We start from the raw sequence: 17,402 nt of genomic DNA, 5'->3' as shown, positions 1-17,402 counted from the left end.
CGCTCGCGGAACGGGCCGGCTGTGCAAAGCCGGCGCTGGTGCGGTGACGTGAGCGTGGGGGCTGTTTCATCTCAGTTCCCGTCCTGAACGATCTCGCCATCGACCATGTGTAGCTGCCGATGCGCACGGCGGCCGAGTTCCGGGTCGTGGGTGACAACGATCAGCGTGGCGCCCGCAGCCTGCAGGCCTTCGAGCAGGGCGATGACATCCTGCCCGGTGTGCCGGTCGAGGTTGCCGGTGGGTTCATCGGCGAGGATCAGTGAGGGCCGCATCGCCATCGCGCGCGCAATCGCCACCCGCTGGCACTGCCCGCCAGAGAGCTGGTTAGGCCGGTGGTCGGCGCGCGGCGTAAGGCCGTAGTCGCGCAGCAGCACCTCGACGCGCTCGGCCCGCTCCGCCGGATCGACGCCGGCCAGCACCATTGGCAATTCGATGTTCTCGCGCGCCGACAGCCTCGGCACGAGGTGGAAGGACTGGAACACGAAGCCGATCTTCTCGCGCCGCGCCAGCGCCAGCGCGTCGTCATCCAGCCCGGTCACGTCACTGCCATCGAGCAGGTAGTGTCCGCTGTCGGGCCGGTCGAGTAGGCCCAGCACGTTCAGCAGCGTCGACTTGCCCGAGCCCGACGGGCCCATGATCGCGATGTACTCGCCCTGTGCGATGCTGAGGTCCAGCCCCCGCAGCGCCTGCACTGTTTCGTCACCGACGGTGAAGCGGCGGGTGATGGCAGAGAGGTTGATCAGCGGGGTGCGTGGCGACTGCATGGTGGGGGCTTTCGGGCCTAAAGATCGTCGACGGGCGTAAAGCCGTGGCGCCAGTTCAGTTCGCTGTCCTGCATGAACTGCATCGGCCACGGTTGCGCCGCTTGCGGCCAGTCGCGGAAGGCTTTGATCGTTGCGTAGAACGCATCGACCGCGGGTTTGCCCGGCGAAGTGAAGAGCGCATCGAAGCGCTCAAGCAAGTCATCCGGTATGTCTGCGCAGCATTCGAGCTCGCGACGCAGCCACTTGTGGAACGGGAACAGGCGCTGCTGTTCATTGAGGATCAGGCGTGCGCCAAACAAGGCGAGCTTGCTGTTTGCAAGTGCGCAGAGGTAAGGGTTTCGCTGGGCCAGCGCTTCGTGCGCGTACCAATGCCAGGCCTCGAACTGGGCCAGAAAACGGTCGCGGCGCGCGCTGGCGAGTTCCGCCGGGAAGCGCGCTGCTGCCGCCAGCAGCGCAGGAAGACCCTCTACACGGGAGTGGAGGATCTGCGCGTCTTTGAACGCATAGCGGGCGGCGTCACTACCTCGTGCCGCGACATCGCGGATGAATGCCTGGTCGACGAACTTGCCATCGACATAGCCGCCCTCGTAGGTGCTCAGTGTTGGGTCGTACAACGTGAGCTCGCTCCGTGCGACACGCTCGGCATAGTGCGCCGAGTCGACGACCACCATGATGTCGACGTCCGACTGCGGGCGGGCGAAACCGTGGGCAATCGAACCCGCGAGCAGGATGGCCTCGACTTCAGGGAGCGGCGCGAAGTGAGCGATGACCTTATCGATCGTGGCAGCGTGGTGAGGTAGATATTCCATGGCAGGCATTCGGGGATGAAGATGCCGAGGATTATCGATTCGCCGGACGTTGCGTCCGCGCGTGTGGCGCAACTGCGCAATCGGAGCATGGCTTAGCACGGCAGTTCCTGTCGCGGGGGACGGGCAGCGGGAGGCTCGATGTCGGTCCGTCACGTCGTGAGGACGCCGCATCATTTCTTCCCCACCTCAACTTCCGCCTTCGCGCCCGCCTTCACGCCGGCCCGATCCAGCGAGGTCACGATGCGATCGCCCTTCGCGAGTCCGCTCGCGACTTCGGTGAACTCCCAATTCGACAGACCGGGCGTGAAGCTCACTTCCTTCAGCACGCCGTCTGCGCCGAGCGCCAGCACCCGGTTGCCGGGCATCACTGCGGCGGTCGGTACGCGCAGAACGGGGTCGTGGGTGGTGACGATGATGTCGACATCGGCGCTGTAGCCGATGAGCAGCGCCTGCGCGTCGGCGGTGTCGGTGAAATGCACTTCGACTTCCGCAGTGCGGGCCTGTTTTTCAAGTGCGAGCACATAGGGTGCGATGCGCTTCACGGTGCCATTGAAGTGGCGGTCGCGGAAGGCGTCCAGCGTGATGCGCGCGCTCATGCCGAGCTTGAGACGCGCGGCATCCACTTCATCGATCGGCGCGCTGACGTAAAGGCAGCTGTCGTCGATCAGGTCGACTGCTGGCAGCGTCGGGATGCCGGGTGGCGAGGGGGTGAGGTACTCGCCGACTTCGCCGTTGAGTTCAGCGACGATGCCGTCGAAGGGTGCGCGCAGCACGGTCCGTTCGGTATCGGCGCGTGAGGCACCGATGCGCGCCTCGGCCTCGGCAATCTGTGCGGTGGCGGCGCCGCAGGCGGCGGCGGTGGATTGGGCTTCGGACTGGCTGCGCTGGATGCCCTCGGGTGACAGGAAGCCCTGGTCCCGCAGCTGTTGGGCGCGATGTGCATTGGCGGCGGCGGTATTGGCGACAGTGCAAGCCTCGCGCGCATGGGCGCGGGCGCTCTGGAGCTGCTCGCGCGCGACCCGTTCGCGGGCGACGAAGTCGTCGTTCCACAGTTCCAGCAGCAACTGGCCGGCCTTCACCCGCTGCCCCTTCTTCACCGCCAGCGTGCCGATGCGCCCGCCCGCGGGCGGCGCGAGCTTGGCGCGGCGGCAGGCGGTGACTGACCCGGCGCGCGTGTTGGAGACAGTCGCCTCGACGCGACCGGCTTGCACCTCGGCAACGGTGACCGCGATCGGCTTGGGCCGGTTAAGCAACACGGTCATAACCGCACCAGCGACGATGATCGCAAGCACAATTGCAATAGTGCGTCGGCGTGTGCCGTTCGGTTTCCGGCCAGCGGATTGGGGCGAGTCCATCAGGGCCTCGTAGGCAGGGTTGGCGTGTTAGTGACACTACACCCCTCGCGGGCGCCTCAGGTGTTGCGGAAGGTCAGCGCTTGTCCGGAATCTTGCCCGATTGGCATGCGCCGGTTCGCGGTGGCGGGGCGGGACGAAGCTGCAACGCGACGAAGCGCGCGTCGCAGTCGGCTAACGATCTGATCAGAGCGTTCGACCTATGGACTGGTGGGTGCGAGACGGAGCCATCAGCCCTCAAGGCTTGCTGCGAACCTGGCTCAGCGTTCAACCCGAACCAGTTGCCCGCCGTCGGTCAGCAGGTAGAGCCAGCCGTCCGGGCCTTGTTTGACGCAACGGATGCGTTGGCCGAGCGTTTCGAAGAGCTTCTCCCGTGAGGTTTCCTGGCCGCTGGTCAGGGCGACGCGCCACAGTGCGGTGCCGGCCAGTGCCCCGAAGAAGGCGTTGCCGCGCCATTCCGGGAAGCGGTTGCCGGTGTAGAACATCAGGCCGGCCGGGGCGATCGACGTGGGCACCCAGTAGCTGACCGGTTCGGTGTAATCCGGCGCATGGGTGCCCCCGCCGATGCGGCAGGTGTCGCCGATCGGGTCGCCGTAGTTGCAGCCGTAGCTGCGGATTGGCCAGCCGTAGTTGTTACCCGCGCGGATGATGTTCAGCTCGTCGCCGCCTTGGGGGCCGTGCTCGGTTTCCCACAGTTCGCCAGTGTCCGGGTGGATCGCCGCGCCCTGCGGATTGCGGTGGCCGTAGCTCCAGATCTCGGGGCGTGCACCGGCGACGCCAAGGTTCGGGTTGTTGCCGGGAATGCTGCCGTCCCGGTTGATGCGGATGACTTTGCCGAGGCTGGTGGTCAGATCCTGTGCCGGGCTGCCCTTCTGGCGTTCGCCGAGCGTGACGAACAACGTCTTGTCGCTGCGGAACGCCAGGCGTGAGCCGAAGTGGCCGCTGCCACTGACCTTGGGCACCTGACGGTAGATCACCGTGATGTCCTGCAGGACATCGCCGACCAGGCGGCCGCGCGCCACGGCGGTGCCGGCAAGGCCGGCTTCGGTGCCGCTGCCCGGCTCCGAGTACGTCCAGTAGATCCAGGGGGTGCTGGCGAAATCCGGGTCGAGTGCAACGTCGAGTAAGCCACCCTGGCCTGCGTTCGCCACGGCGGGCAGGTTGTTGAGCGTGGCCTGCACGGTGGCGCCGTCTGCGCTGAGAATCACCATCGACCCCGCCTTCTGCGTGACCAGCATGCGGCCATCGGGCAGAAAGGCGAGTCCCCACGGCGCACTCAGTGCGTCGTTCAATACGACGGCCTTGGGCGCCGTCGTTGGCGGTGGTTCCGGTGGTGTTGGGGGCGTAGGGGCGGGCGCATCGCTGCCGCCGCCCCCGCAGGCGAGCAGCAGGATGCTGACGGCGAACGCAGCGACGTAGCCGCGGCGTGCGGACGACACGGCAGACGAGTCGATCAATGTGTTCATGGCAGCCCCCCGGCAGCCCCGGCCCCGAGCGGAGCGGGTACACCATGATGCGGCGCCGGGCCGGCAGCCGCAATATGCCGGTTACATCTGCTTGAACAGATGGCCGAAGCTGCGGCTGACTTCGAGCTTCTCCGGATTACCGCGTACCGACACCATCAGATGACCACGCTCGTCGCGCGTTACCGCTGCGATGGCATCCACCTTCACCAGTGTCGCGCGATGGATCTGCCAGAACTCGTCCGGGTCCAGTTCGGCCACCAGTTCGCGGATCGGCTTGCGGATCAGCGCCTCGAACTCGCAGGTCTGCACCCGGGTGTACTTTTCGTCAGCGGTGAAGAACAGGATTTCGCGCGTGGCGATCATGCGGATCGCGTTGCCGACGCTGGCCTGAATCCACTTCAGGTAGCTCTTCTGCGTGCCGCCGTTCATGCTGCCGGCGAGCTTCATCAGCATCTGGTTCAGATCCGGCGGAGGCTCGACCAGGCGAGCTTTCAGGCGCTCGACGGTGCGCGCCAGCCGATCCTGCTCGACCGGCTTCATCAAGTAATCGACGGCGCCGCGCTCGAAGGCCTCTACCGCGTACTGGTCGTAGGCGGTGACGAACACCACATGGGCGTGCTGGCACACCTCGCGTGCCGCCTCCAGGCCGGTACGGCCGGGCATGCGGATGTCGAGGAAGGCGATGTCCGGCTTCAGGGTCTCGGCCATCTCCACGGCTTCGTCGCCGTTCTTGGCTTCACCAACAATCTGAAGCTCCGGCCAAGCCTCGGCCAGCGCGAGGCGGATCTGGTCGCGCATCAGGCGCTCGTCGTCGGCGATCAGGGCGGTGGGCATGGTTGAACTCTCGTCGGTGAGCCAGTCGGGAATGGTCAGAATTATCGCGGAGAGCGCTCACACCTTGAAGCGGAACAGGACACAGGCTTCGCCATGGATCGTCCTGGCAGATGATTCCAGTCGATCCACCGCACAGGCCGCCAGCACGCGTTGCCAGAAGGCGCCGGCAGCGTGGTTGGCCGCGAGGTGATAGATCTCCCAGTTGCCCCGGTGCAGGCGGAACAGTTGGCGCACGGCGGCGCTGCCGAGCCCGCGGCCGCGGAAGCGCCGAGCGATGAAGAAGTAACCGAGGTTGAAGTCGCTGTCTGCATGCTCGCATTCCGCATCGACGATGGCGAAGCCGGCAAGCTCGCCGTCAACCCGCATCAGGTAAGCACTGGTGCCGGGCTGCGCAAGGTAATCGCGCTTTGGGCGGATTGCGTAGCTGCCCGCCTCGCTGAAGCGGACTTCGCAGGTTTCGCTCAGATCGTAGTTGTAGAACTGCATCAACGCTTCGATGCGTTCAACGTCGTCCGGCCCTGCGGCGACGAGTTCGAGTTGGGGCGCTGTGGGCATCGTGGCCTGATTTGTTGGCCCACCCTTTCGGGTGGGCCGGTGGTGTCAGCAAACCTTCGTCTGCTGCGCGTCGTCGTCGCGGTAGGGCAATTCGATCGTGGCGACGGTGCCGCCGCCTTCGTTCGGTGTGAGCGTCAGCGATGCGGTGTTGCCATACAGCAGGCGCAGGCGCTCGCGGATGTTGGCGAGGCCGACGCCGTCCTTGGCATCTGCGGTGAAGCCGACACCGGTGTCGCTGACTTTCACGCGCAGCTTGCCGCGGGCGACTTCCGCCTTCACGTCGATACGGCCACCCTCCGGTTTCGGTTCAAGGCCGTGCTTGATGCAGTTCTCGATCAGCGTCTGCAGCATCATCGACGGAAACTCCGCGCAGCTTAGGCCTTCCGGCGCATCGAAGCTGAACGCGAGCCGCTCTTCCATGCGCACCTGCATGATCTCCAGATAGGCCTGCGACATCTTCACCTGGCGGCCGAGCGTGCTGCGTTGGGCGTCGTCGCGCATCTGAGGAATCGCCGCACGCAGGTATTGGATCAGCGTTTTCTGCACCTGCGAGGCGCGTTGCGGATCGGTGCGGATCAGCTGGTCGACCGAGGCGAGGGTGTTGAACAGGAAGTGCGGTTCGATCTGCGCCTGCATCGCGTGCAGCTTGGCGTCGGCCGCCTCGCGTTCGAGCCGCGCCATATCGGCGGCGACGCGGGCGCTGCCGGCATCGAGCTCCGCACGGCGTTTGCCGCCGGCGAGCAGTTTCATGATGGCAAGGCTCACCACCACCAGAAAGGCGATCGGCGCGAAGTCGATTGTGCGCTGCGTGTCTTGTGCGCGCTCGGAGGCCGCTTCAACCTCGTTGCGGATGCGATCCTCGATTTCCTTCGCCTTCTCCGGCGTCAGGCCCGGAATGCTGCGCAGCTCCGGCACGCTGATGTCCACGTCGGTGTTATCCCCGCCGTCGGTGACTTTGATGCCATCGATGCCGATCTTCACATGCTGTGACACCTTGCCGTCGGCATCGCGTTCGATTACCTCGATGCCGCGCGGCCCGATCTTCACATCCTGCGAGTCCTTGTTGCGATGGGTTTTCGGCGTGGATTGCCCGGCCACCGGGGCGCTTGCGTCGGCGGCGTCGGCAACTGCGTCTGCAGCGTCCGCAGCTGCGTCGGCGGCTTCGGCCATGGCATCGGCGCGGGCCTCCGGCGCGGGTGACGGCATCGGCGCGTTGGGGGCCATCGGTGCCTTGGGGGCAACGGGCGCTTTGGGCGGGGCCGGCATGCTGGCGCTGCTATCAGCGTTGTCACTGCGGATGATTTTGACGACCGAATGCTTTTCCGGCTTGATCAGGCTGTTGGCAATGCCGGCGGCGATCAGCAGTAGCAGGCCGATCAGCATCAGGCGGCCCCAGGTCAGGCGCTGCAACCAGCTGCGCGTGCTGTCCTCCGTTTCGGCGGCGCCAACGTCTGCGCCATAGGCTGACGCGCTTGCAGGGCCGGCGCCGCGCTGCACCGAGACGCCTTCTACGCCAATCTTGACCTGCTTGGCGATGCTGCCGTCCGGATGGCGTTTGACGACGTCGATGCCGTGCGGGCCGATCTCGACCGACTTCGCCTCGTCGCCGGCGCGCAGCACGCCGGCTCCATTGCGCGGCTGGGCGCCACGCGCAATCTTGGTGGCGATCAGTACCAGGATGGCGGCGAAGACGAGCCCGATGAACTCGCCGTGGCCGGACAGTGCATCCGAAGCAATGCCCGCCGCAATGAAGCCAAACAGGCTGACAAAGATCAGCCGCCACCAGCCGACGACGGCGAGCCAGTCAGACAGCCGCTGCCAGCGCTCGCGGAACTCGGTCTTGAGGCTGTCCGGGCCAACCAGCCAGAGCTTCCATCCGAAAAGGGCCATCGTGATGGCGACGGCGGTGATCACCGATACCCAGGCGCGCATGCCCAGCGTGGCACCGATCAGGCGGTGGGCAATCAACACGCCGAAGCCTGTCAGCAGCAGTGAGCTCCAGTTGGTCCGGCGGATCCAGCCCTCCACCCGTTTGTGGGCGTCAGTGCTGCGGGTGTCCTTGGCTTCTTCAGTCATGTTCTGTTCCGTACGTGTTTCAGCAGGCCTTGTGGGCCAGGCTCGGCGCGGCCGAGACCACGACGATACCGGAGAGCGTTCCGGGGAAGGGGGGCAGTTCGCCGCCGAAGGCGACTGCCGCGAACAGCAGGATCGCGCCGGCGGTAAGCAGGGCAATCAGGGTGGAGCCTTTCATTTTGTGGCCTCGCGCTTGGGGCGGCCGGGGTGTTGGCCGTTGCGGCGCACTGTAGGGTGCGGCGAGGCAGGCTGCAGCCGGGCTGCGATGAACTGCAGCCCGCTCGGCGTGGAATGCAGAAACGGGGGGTGATCGGTTGGCGCCGAACGCGTTCCTCGTCGGGCTGGCATCATGGCGGGAGGGAAGCAAGATGCTGCGCCCAGCCATTCGTTTGTGGAGTTCCGATGTCTTCGTTTCGCCTGTCGTCCTCAGTTCTTCTTGTTTTGATGCTGGCCGGCGTCGCTGGCTGTGACCGCGTCGATCCCAATTCTCCCGTGGCGCAGCGGCGCAAGGTCTTCAAGGAGATGACCAAGGCGCGCGAACATCTGCTCGCCTATGTGAAAGAGAAGCAGGACTACGACGCCGATGCGGCGATACGCGATGCCGAAGCGCTGCAGCGCCTCTCACGCCAACCCTGGCCGCTGTTCCCGGAGATGAAGCAGGCGAGCGAGGTCGGGCGCGCGAAGGACGCCGTGTGGCAACAGCCCGAGGCCTTCCATCAACTGGCCAAGCAGGTTCAGGATGATGCCGATGCATTGCTTGAGGCGTCGCGCAAGCGCTCACTCGACGCCATCAAACCGGCGGCGAGCCGGCTTGAGCAAACATGCACCCGCTGCCACGATCAGTTCCGTCAGTCCTGATTGTTGCGCGAGGGCGCTGACGGAGGCCGCACCATGACAGGCAACCCGCCGCTTGACGCCGTGACACTGCGGCCCCACGGCCCGCATGCAGCGCTATACCGCTACGGCAGCGTGCTGGCGGACTTGTCGGCCAGCGGCACGACCCAGCGTATCGAACTGGTCGAGGCCGGCGACACGCGCACTCATGCCGCTGCCGTGCTGGCCGTGCCCGAAGGCGGATCCTGGCGACTCCACTTGCCGGCCGGCGCGACACTGAGCATCGAGATCCCTGCCCACGCCCACTGGTACGGGCAAGGCAGCTTCGTCCGCCAGGTGTTTCCGCTCGACCGCATGAGCTTGGCGCCGTCGCCCTTGATGAGCTGGGACAACGGCCCGGCCGGACACGGCTGCATCCAGGAAGCGCTGTGGCTGACGTCGAGCGGCATCGCAGTGCAGTCCGAAGTGCTCAGCGAGGCGTTGCACGCCGGCATCAACCCGATGGGCGATGCTGCTGCGGGCGATGCCGGGCGCGGCTGGGTGTCCGTGTTCGAGGCCGACGGTGTGCGACCGACGCTCAGCGCCGATCCGACCGCGCGCCGGCTTGTGTTGCACGCTACGCAGCCGACAAGCCTGCGCCTGATCTGCGCGGGCGACCTGCCCGGCGCCTATCGCGAGGCGCTCGGTGTGTTTGGTCACCCCAAGGCGATCCCGGCCGAACCCTTGCTCGCTGCGCCGATCTGGACCACCTGGGCGAAGTACAAGGCCGATATCAACGCCGAGCGGGTGCTCGAATTCGCGCATGCGATCCGCGCTCACGCCTACCCCGGCGCGACGCTGGAAATCGACGACCGCTGGCAGGCCGCCTACGGCGCCACTGAGTTCGATCCGCAACGCTTTCCCGACGCCGCCGGGTTGGTCGCCACGTTGCAAGAGCTGGGCTTTGCCACGACGCTGTGGATCACGCCCTTCCTTGCCGACGGCGCCGCGAACACCGCCGAGGCGCAAGCGCTGGGCCACGTGGTACGCCATGCAGACGGATCGCCGTACCGGGTGCGCTGGTGGCAGGGCGAAGCCTGCCTGCTCGATCTGACGAGCCCTGCCGCACGAGACTGGTGGGCGGCGAAGCTCAAGGCGCTGCAGGTCGCCACTGGCATCGCGGGCTACAAGTTCGACGCCGGCGAAGCCAACTTCCTGCCCGCCGATGCAGTCACACACACACCGATCGAGCGCAGCGAATACAGCCGGCTGTGGGCGGATTTCGCCGCGGAGCACTTCCCCTACGGCGAAGCCCGCTGCGGCTGGCGCGGGCAGCGCAACGCGATCCTCTACCGCCAGTGGGACAAGTTCAGCACCTGGGGTGAGGACAACGGCCTGGCGTCCGTCGTCACGCAGGCACTTGCACTGGGTCTGGTCGGCTACCCCTTCGTATTGCCCGACATGGTCGGCGGCAATGCCTACGGCAACACCGTGTCGCCCGAGCTGATGATCCGCTGGACCCAGGCCTGCGCACCGATGCTCGCAATCCAGTTCTCGATCCCGCCCTGGGAATTGGGCGAGGCCGTCGACGCAATCTGCCGGCGCTATGCCGACCTGCATGTCGCGCTCGCCCCGCGGCGGCTCGCCGCTGCACGGCAGGCGACTGTGGATGGCACGCCACCGATCCGGCCGATGATCTGGACTGCGCCGGATCGCGCCGAAGCCGCCGCGATTGCCGACCAGTACCTGCTCGGCGACGACCTGCTCGTCGCGCCGGTGCTGGTCGAGGGCCAGACCGCGCGCGACATCTGGCTGCCGCCGGGCCGCTGGCGCGACTATTGGAGCGAAGCCGAGTTCGCCGGCGGCTGGCTGCGCGCCTACCCCGCGCCACTCGAGGTGTTGCCGATGTTCCTGAGGCTTGCGTGAGCACGCGCGGTCGGTGCCGCGCGTTGCTGTGTGCAGCGCTGGGCCTGGCCGGCTGCCATACCTGGGCGACGTATCCGCAGCTCGACCGGCCGCGCGACGAGATCGCCAGCCTTGAAGGCTACTTCCGCGAGTACCTGATCTACAGCGGCGAGATCTTCATCTCGGCGGTGGATGGCGAGCGCATGGCCGGCTTCCCTTGGGCCGCGCGACGCGCCGAGTTCGCGCCGGGTGACCACTGGATCGAGTTCACCGATGCACGTGCGATCGCCTACTCGGCGCCGCAGTCGGTGTGCGTGCTGCAATACCGGTTCGAGGCCGGCCACGCGTACCGCTTCAAGGCTCACTCGCGCGCTACCGATGTGCCCTGGTTCGATCGGCGCTCGCCGTATCGCGGCACCGTCGTGCTGGTGGACGAGTCCGCCGGGACGCCCAGTGAAGTCGTCGTCACCACGCTGTGCGCCGATGGTGGCGGTTCATTCTGCTATCGCAAGGAGCATTGCAGCCCGCATCCCGATCTACGCTGCTTGCCGACAGCGGATTTCGATATCGGCATGTGCGGCTTCCCGCCCGACTGAGCTTCGCCACTGCCAGGGTCGTCCGCGCGGATTGGCTTACCATGCCGGCTTGCCGCCGCAAGGCGGAAACCCTGGTTACCCGATGCGCCACACGCCAACCCCTTTCACGCCCCTGCCGCCCAGCAAGAGCGGCCTGCACCCGCGCAACCGCCAGCGCGGCCGCTACGACTTTGCGCAGCTGATCGGGTGTAGCCCGGATCTAGCCCGCTTCGTGGCCCGCAACGCGTATGGCGACGATTCGATCGACTTCGCTGATCCGGCTGCAGTGCGTGCGCTCAACCGGGCGCTGCTTAAGCTCAACTACGGCATCGCCGGCTGGGATCTGCCGCCGCAATACCTGTGCCCGCCAATTCCCGGCCGTGCCGATTACCTGCACTACCTCGCAGACCTGCTGGCAGAGCGTCATGGTGGCGAGATTCCCACGGGCGGCGCGGTGCGGGTGCTCGATGTCGGCGTCGGTGCGAACTGTATCTACCCGCTGATCGGGCATGGCGAATACGGCTGGCACTTTGTCGGCTTCGATATCGACCGTGATGCGCTGGCTTGCGCGCAGGCCGCGCTGGACGCAAACCCGCGCTTCGGCCAGGCGATTGAGCTGCGCCTTCAACCGACCGCGCGCGCGATCTTCCGCGGCATGATCGGCGAGCGCGAACGCTTCCACCTGACGCTCTGCAACCCGCCTTTCCATGCCTCGCTGGCCGAAGCGCGTGCGGGCAGCGAACGCAAGTGGCGCAACCTTGGCAAGGCCGATCCGCAGGGCGCAGCGCCACGACTCAACTTCGGCGGGCACGGTGCGGAATTGCACTGCCCCGGCGGCGAAGAAGGCTTCATCCGCCGCATGATCGCGGAGAGCGCTGATTACAGCGAACAGTGCCTTTGGTTCAGCTCGCTCGTCTCGAAGGCGACGACCATCCCGGTGGCGCAACGGGCGCTGCGCGCGGTCGGTGCGCGCGAGCACCGCGTGATCGAGATGGCGCAAGGGCAGAAGCGCAGCCGCATCCTCGCCTGGACTTACTTCGACGAGGACGAGCGGCGCGCCTGAGCGGCCCGCTCAATCCGCCGCCAACAGGCGTTCGACAAAGGGCGCGAGCCGCTCGAGGTCGAAGTCCATCGCCGGCGCCCAGCAGTGGATCTCGGTGCGGGCGAGGCCGGGCACCACGGTGGGCGATAGCGCGTGAAACAGGAAGATGCCGGTTTCCTTCGCCAGCGCGTGGTGTCGCTCGGTGAGTGCGGCGGCGTCGCCACGGATATAGAGCTGGAAGAAGTTCACCTGCGGCACGGTCGGGTTGACCGTGATTGCATCGAAGCGCGAGAGGATCTCCGCCGCCGCTTGCGCGCGGGCCACCCACTGGTCGATGTGCGGCAGCGTCCGCTGTAGGCCGGTGCGCGCCGCCGCCACGAATGGCCCCTGCGTGCGCAGCCGACCGCCGTGTCGTACCTGCCACACCCGCGCCTCGCGGATGAAATCCGCGCTGCCCAGCAGCATCGCGCCGCTGAGGCCGCCGAGGTCCTTGTAGAAGGAGACGTAGACGCTGTCGAACAGCGCCGCGATCTCGGCGTAGGTCTTGCCGTAGAACGGGCGGCAGGACCAGATCCGTGCGCCATCCAGATGCAGCGGCACCCCGCGCGCCTTCGCCCAGTCGCGGGTGGCGACGAGGTCGTCCCACGGCGGCAGCTGACCCCCGAGCGGCCGGCAGGGCAGTTCCAGCAAGGCACACCCCGGCGTCTGGCCGAGGGCTTCGAAATCCTTGGCGGTGGGCATGCGCTCGGCAGCGAACTCCGGCGCGCCGAACTGCAAGCGCTGCATGCCGTGCAGGAAGTGATAGCCGCCATGCTCGGCGAACTCCGGATGCGCGCTCGGGTGCATCGCAACGCTGAAGTTGCCGCGCCGCCCGCACCACACCCGTAGTGCGATCAATTGCGCCAGCGTGCCGGAGGGCAGGAAGACGGCCGCCTCCTTACCGAACATATGGGCGACTTCCGCCTCGAAAGCGGCGAGGTATTCGCCCTCGCCGTAGTTGTCGAGGTAGGCGCTGTCATCGAGTGAATCGGCGAGTTCGCGCAACACCTCGCGCATCGGCCGCCGTGGGCCTGCGCCAGAGAGGACGTCGGTGAAGTTGGGGGGCGCGGAAGACATTGGGGTCCCTCTTGTTGGATGTTGTGCGGCGTGGCCCGCAAGGGCGTCGTCCGATTAGGCGAGCCCGGTATGCAGCAGTGCGTCGAGAAAGGCCTGCGCCGGCAAAGACAGGAGTTTGCTGCGAAGGTGGACCACCGTCCATGGTCGCTTGAGCACAAAGTCCGTAACGTCGAGTACCGCAATCCCGGCCTCGGCAGGTTGCCCGCCGAGCGCGTGGCGCGACAGGATCGCCAGGCCCATGCCACTGGCGACCAGTTCGCGGATTGCCTCGTTGCTGGCCAGCGATAGCCGCACCTTGAGCGCGATGCCGGTCTCCCGCAGATGCTGGTCCACCGCGAGTCTGGAGCCCGAGCCGGTTTCGCGCAGCAGGAAAGGCTCGTCCGCCAGATCCCGCAGCGTCACGCTTTGGCCAACGGCATGGTGATTGAGTGGCGCGATCACGACGTATTCGTTATCGAGGAACGGGTAGCTGACGATATCGATATCGGCCGGCGGATGCGACATCACGTAAAGGTCATCCTGGTTGCCGCGCAGGCGCTCGATAATCTTGTCGCGGCTGGCGATCTCGAGCTCGATGTCGATCTCCGGGTAGCGCTTGCAGAACGCGCCGAGCATCCGTGGCAGAAAGTACTTGGCCGTGGTGACCAGGGCCACCCGCAGTTTGCCGCGCCGCAGGCCCTTGATGTCGTCGATGGCCGATTCAAACCGGTTCCATACATCGTCCAGGCTGCGCACCGTCTCCAACAGCTCTTCACCGGCGCTGGTCAGCAGCACTTCGCGCCCGTGCTGTTCGAACAGCGGCAGGCCGATCGCATCCGCGATCTGGCGGATCTGGATCGATACGGCCGGTTGCGTCAGGTGCAGCGCATCGGCTGCACGCGTGAAGCTCTGCAGGCGGGCGACGGCGGCAAACGTTTCGAGCTGGCGGAAGGTAATGCGGCGGCGCGGCATGGATTAGTCGGAGCAAATGCGAGATAACAATTAGTTTAATTGGTGCTAATGCGCTGCGCTTGGCAATCTTGCACCCAAGACGCTGCGATGGTTGGCAGCGAACCCAGGCCGATTCATGCGAACAGGAGAACACCATGCGCCACTACCCCTCTGATAGCCCCGAAGCAAAGGCCCGCGTTGTCGCCCTTGCACTGCTGGCCGACGGCGCGATCGATCTCAACGAGATCGAGGCGCTCGAGCGTCATGAAGTCGTTTCGCGCCTCGGTCTGGATCACCCTCGCTTCGATCGCGTGGTGCGCGAGTTCTGCGAGGACATGCTGGTCTCCGCAAACCGTGGCGAGTCGGGTCAGATCGAGCTGGACGAAGACACGATCGACGCGCTGCTCGCGGATATCCAGGACCCGCTGACGCGTAAGCGCATGCTGCGTGCGGTACTCGACATCGTGAATGCCGACGGGCGGCTTGCCGACGGCGAGGCGGTACTGGTGAACCAGGCGATGAAGGCCTGGAATCTCGATCTGTACGACGTGGCGAACGGCGCGCGCCTGCGGCGAAGTGAGCGCAGGCCGCTGGGTATGCCGAGCGCGGACTGCTGAACGCAGCAGAGCGGAGTACATGCCATGTTTGCGCAAGACCGCTCGACCGGCGTTGCCGCCACCAGCCTGGCGCGTTCGCCCTGGCTGCGGGATCTTGCGGTGCGCCGCGATCGCGTGCCTGTCGATGAGCGGGCCGACATGCCCGAGGTGGAGGAGTCGGCTCGCGTCAGCTTCAGCGATGCGGTGCGCGGCGGGGCCGTCGCCGCTGGGCGTGATGCTGCGCAGAGGGGCGAGCCGTTGGATACACGCTTGCAGCGCTATCGCGAGATCGCCCGCCTGTAAGGCTGCGGATTAGCCCGTGAGCGGCCCGAACGGCGCGGTGGCGGGGCTGCCCGTCATGCGCTCTATCGTGGCGCGCACGATGTCGACGCTGTTGTCGAAGCAACCGTGCGCAGTGGCGATCTGGCGCGCACCATTGCTGACCTGCGCAGCATCGAGCAGATGCAGGCGCCCGTCTGCCAACTTCGCAGGGTCGTCGGCGAACCCGCTTGGTGCGGTTGTGCCCCACCAGAACGCCTGCCACGCAGTGACGCTCCCGAGCGCATCGCGATGCCAGTACTCGCCGCTGTTGCAGGCAGGGTCGAAGGCGCTCGCCATGCCCAGCAGCGGCGTCTTGTGCCAGCGCTCCAGCGCGCGGCTCACCAGGTAGAGCAGCGATTTGCGATACGGGCCGACGCTGTCGTCCAGTTCGCGCCGATCGGACAAAGCATGGATATCAAAACGCGCCGCCGGTAGCTGGCCGCTGTCGATCGCCGCCTTGTAGTGCGTCAGTGCGAAATCCAGATCGCAAGCGGGCGCGTAGAGCGTGCAGCTTGCTGCACTGACCGAATGCTTGGCCAGTTCGCTCAGCAATCGACCGCAGACGAAAGACCCTGCCGAGTGGCCGACCAGGTGGAGTTCGAAACCCTTGCCGGCATCCTTCGCCAGCGCGGCGATCTGAGTAGCCAGCGCGTCGAGGCCTTGGCCGTCGTACTCGGCTCGGGCGACGTTTTCCTTCATCTCGCTCCACATCGCGCGCACCAGCAGCTGGCGACACAAGGCCTCCAGTGCCCGGTCCGTTGCGTCGACAATGCGGTCGCCAAGACCGCGTGCGGGTTCATCCTCGCCGGGGAAGTTCTTGCGGAAGCCGTCCGCCAGCATCTGGCCGATCACCTCCGCCCAACCACTCTTCCAGGTTACGAAAAGCGGATGCAGGCCGTTGTCATCGAAGGCGGGGCCAAGACTGCGGATGCGCTTGATCGAATCGGCTTCACTGTTGAGCCCGCCATGCGCGTACACCACCAGCCGCCGCGGGCTGCCCTTGGCCTGCGCCTTGAAGCGTGCGAGCGGTTGTTCGTAGGCGACGAAGCGTGCGTTGTCGGCACCGTCCGCAACCTGCGGCAGCCGGCGCAGCACGGTGCCATCGTTGCCGGTGACCAGGGTGTGCCAGTAAGCGGCCTCTTCACTCCACGTGTTTGCGGCAGTGGCCTGTGCATCGTTCGACGACGACAGCAAGCCGCTTCCACCGCTGCGTGAAGCCACGAAGAACTGGCGGCTTTTCGCCGGTGTGCCGCGCCCGCCATTGGCGCCGCCGATCGCCAGGGGCACGCCCAGCCCGGCGACCCATGCATCGAGCCCGTTGTCGGCCCAGTCCTCGTAGGGCAGCAGTGCGAAACCGCCGGCGCCCCAATCCTCACCCCAGGAGTTCTGCACGACGAAGCCGTTCTCGTTGTAGCCGACCAATGCGAAGGCATGGCCGCCCATACCCGGCTGGCGTGTGATCGCCGGCAGGCTGGCATGTGACACACGGGCGCTGCCCTTGCGTGGTTTGAGATGCCAGCCGGCATGGACGTTCGCCGCGACATACACTGCACCTGCCTGCGAGATAGCTGCTTGCAGGTCGACCACTGACTGCCGATCGACCCGGTAGTACACACCGAGCGGCCGCGTGACCGCATCCTCGGCCCATTTCGAATTCGGCCGTCGCCCGCGTGCGCCCCACAGCGTCTCGAGGCACACCCCGTGACGGTGCCAACCCTTCAGCGCGCCGCGTGCCGACGACCCTTCGTAGCGCTCGCCCGGCCACTCATCGTAGACGCGGGCGAGTTGGTAGAACATCCAGGGGCTCACGCGCTGCGAGGCGTTCAGGGTAAAGCCGCTGGCACGCCAGCGCAGGAAGTTCACCACCGCCGCCAGGCCAAAGCCGGTGCAGGCGCCATCCTTCTTCTGATCCAGCACCAGCCCGGCCTTGCGATACGCCGGCAAGAGCTTCGCTACCGCCGCGTCATCCGGCCAGCGCTGCGGCAAGCTTGTCACCGGCGGGCGGTAGGGCAGGTCGCGCAGATCGAGCCGATCAGGCCGCGCATCCAGCAGGATCAGGCGACTGCCAAGTTTGAGCGTGCGTTCGGGCATGGCGGTGGGCTCCTGAAAGTATGTCGCTAGCCTTCAGGCTAGCAGGCGAGCGTGCCTCGCGGGAGATGAACCGTGCGAGCGCGCTTGCGTCGGCGCTCTGCGCGCTCAGGCGCTTTCGGCTCCGCTCCTCTTGATTGATCCATCTCAATCGTCATGCTGA

At 66.4% G+C, this 17,402-nt stretch carries 17 protein-coding genes; 6 read left to right on the top strand and 11 right to left on the bottom strand.

Going from position 1 to position 17,402, the window contains the following annotated elements:
- Nucleotides 1-71 precede the first annotated feature (71 nt).
- The 8 genes from JY500_RS20170 to JY500_RS20135 all read right to left on the bottom strand — a co-directional run bounded on the left by JY500_RS20170 (nucleotide 72) and on the right by JY500_RS20135 (nucleotide 8,031).
- The gene (locus JY500_RS20170; RefSeq protein ID WP_281391241.1) at nucleotides 72-764 is read right to left on the bottom strand and encodes an ABC transporter ATP-binding protein; all 693 of its coding nucleotides are present in this window, start codon (nucleotides 762-764) and stop codon (nucleotides 72-74) included.
- A gap of 17 nt (nucleotides 765-781) precedes the next feature.
- Nucleotides 782-1,573, bottom strand: a complete 792-nt coding sequence (locus JY500_RS20165) for a nucleotidyltransferase domain-containing protein (RefSeq protein ID WP_206254366.1) — start codon at nucleotides 1,571-1,573, stop codon at nucleotides 782-784.
- A gap of 170 nt (nucleotides 1,574-1,743) precedes the next feature.
- Nucleotides 1,744-2,835: an efflux RND transporter periplasmic adaptor subunit gene (locus tag JY500_RS20160; protein WP_246479700.1), complete on the bottom strand. Its 1,092-nt coding sequence runs from the start codon at nucleotides 2,833-2,835 to the stop codon at nucleotides 1,744-1,746.
- A gap of 350 nt (nucleotides 2,836-3,185) precedes the next feature.
- A complete protein-coding gene (locus JY500_RS20155) occupies nucleotides 3,186-4,391 on the bottom strand; it encodes a PQQ-dependent sugar dehydrogenase (protein WP_206254364.1) in 1,206 nt (401 codons plus the stop codon).
- An 81-nt stretch (nucleotides 4,392-4,472) separates the two neighbouring features.
- Nucleotides 4,473-5,225, bottom strand: coding sequence for a LytR/AlgR family response regulator transcription factor (locus tag JY500_RS20150; RefSeq protein WP_206254363.1), 753 nt, complete (start codon nucleotides 5,223-5,225; stop codon nucleotides 4,473-4,475).
- A gap of 57 nt (nucleotides 5,226-5,282) precedes the next feature.
- Nucleotides 5,283-5,780 carry a GNAT family N-acetyltransferase gene (locus JY500_RS20145; RefSeq protein ID WP_206254362.1) on the bottom strand — a complete coding sequence of 166 codons (498 nt, stop codon included), beginning with the start codon at nucleotides 5,778-5,780 and terminating at the stop codon, nucleotides 5,283-5,285.
- A 45-nt stretch (nucleotides 5,781-5,825) separates the two neighbouring features.
- Nucleotides 5,826-7,856, bottom strand: coding sequence for a sensor histidine kinase (locus JY500_RS20140; RefSeq protein ID WP_206254361.1), 2,031 nt, complete (start codon nucleotides 7,854-7,856; stop codon nucleotides 5,826-5,828).
- A gap of 19 nt (nucleotides 7,857-7,875) precedes the next feature.
- Entirely contained in the window at nucleotides 7,876-8,031 is a 156-nt protein-coding gene (locus tag JY500_RS20135; protein WP_206254360.1) for a hypothetical protein, read from the bottom strand.
- Between the two features lie 224 nt (nucleotides 8,032-8,255).
- Between JY500_RS20135 and JY500_RS20130 the strand changes: the two genes are divergently transcribed.
- The 4 genes from JY500_RS20130 (at nucleotide 8,256) to rlmF (ending at nucleotide 12,209) form a co-directional block, all read left to right on the top strand.
- Nucleotides 8,256-8,711, top strand: a complete 456-nt coding sequence (locus tag JY500_RS20130) for a c-type cytochrome (protein WP_172202490.1) — start codon at nucleotides 8,256-8,258, stop codon at nucleotides 8,709-8,711.
- Nucleotides 8,712-8,744: 33 nt separating this feature from the next.
- Nucleotides 8,745-10,592: a glycoside hydrolase family 31 protein gene (locus JY500_RS20125; RefSeq protein ID WP_206254359.1), complete on the top strand. Its 1,848-nt coding sequence runs from the start codon at nucleotides 8,745-8,747 to the stop codon at nucleotides 10,590-10,592.
- Nucleotides 10,589-11,167, top strand: coding sequence for a hypothetical protein (locus JY500_RS20120; RefSeq protein WP_206254358.1), 579 nt, complete (start codon nucleotides 10,589-10,591; stop codon nucleotides 11,165-11,167). Before JY500_RS20125 ends, JY500_RS20120 begins: the two co-directional genes overlap by 4 nt.
- A gap of 82 nt (nucleotides 11,168-11,249) precedes the next feature.
- Nucleotides 11,250-12,209: a 23S rRNA (adenine(1618)-N(6))-methyltransferase RlmF gene (gene rlmF / locus JY500_RS20115; protein ID WP_206254357.1), complete on the top strand. Its 960-nt coding sequence runs from the start codon at nucleotides 11,250-11,252 to the stop codon at nucleotides 12,207-12,209.
- Nucleotides 12,210-12,218: 9 nt separating this feature from the next.
- Here rlmF and JY500_RS20110 read toward each other — a convergent pair whose 3' ends face one another.
- Both JY500_RS20110 and JY500_RS20105 read right to left on the bottom strand, forming a co-directional pair.
- Complete coding sequence (locus JY500_RS20110) at nucleotides 12,219-13,304, bottom strand: threonine aldolase family protein (protein WP_206254356.1); 1,086 nt, start codon at nucleotides 13,302-13,304, stop codon at nucleotides 12,219-12,221.
- A gap of 54 nt (nucleotides 13,305-13,358) precedes the next feature.
- Nucleotides 13,359-14,255, bottom strand: a complete 897-nt coding sequence (locus tag JY500_RS20105) for a LysR family transcriptional regulator (protein WP_206254355.1) — start codon at nucleotides 14,253-14,255, stop codon at nucleotides 13,359-13,361.
- Nucleotides 14,256-14,389: 134 nt separating this feature from the next.
- Here JY500_RS20105 and JY500_RS20100 point away from each other — a divergent pair, with 134 nt between their 5' ends.
- Together JY500_RS20100 and JY500_RS20095 are read left to right on the top strand one after the other, a co-directional pair.
- Nucleotides 14,390-14,851: a TerB family tellurite resistance protein gene (locus JY500_RS20100; RefSeq protein WP_172202495.1), complete on the top strand. Its 462-nt coding sequence runs from the start codon at nucleotides 14,390-14,392 to the stop codon at nucleotides 14,849-14,851.
- A gap of 24 nt (nucleotides 14,852-14,875) precedes the next feature.
- Complete coding sequence (locus JY500_RS20095) at nucleotides 14,876-15,133, top strand: hypothetical protein (RefSeq protein ID WP_206254354.1); 258 nt, start codon at nucleotides 14,876-14,878, stop codon at nucleotides 15,131-15,133.
- Between the two features lie 9 nt (nucleotides 15,134-15,142).
- Here JY500_RS20095 and JY500_RS20090 read toward each other — a convergent pair whose 3' ends face one another.
- Nucleotides 15,143-17,242, bottom strand: a complete 2,100-nt coding sequence (locus JY500_RS20090; RefSeq protein WP_206254353.1) for a C1 family peptidase — start codon at nucleotides 17,240-17,242, stop codon at nucleotides 15,143-15,145.
- Nucleotides 17,243-17,402 lie beyond the last annotated feature (160 nt).

The sequence above is a fragment of the Niveibacterium microcysteis genome (genome assembly GCF_017161445.1).
Classification (GTDB): domain Bacteria; phylum Pseudomonadota; class Gammaproteobacteria; order Burkholderiales; family Rhodocyclaceae; genus Niveibacterium; species Niveibacterium microcysteis.
This window is presented reverse-complemented; position numbering and strand designations above follow the sequence as displayed.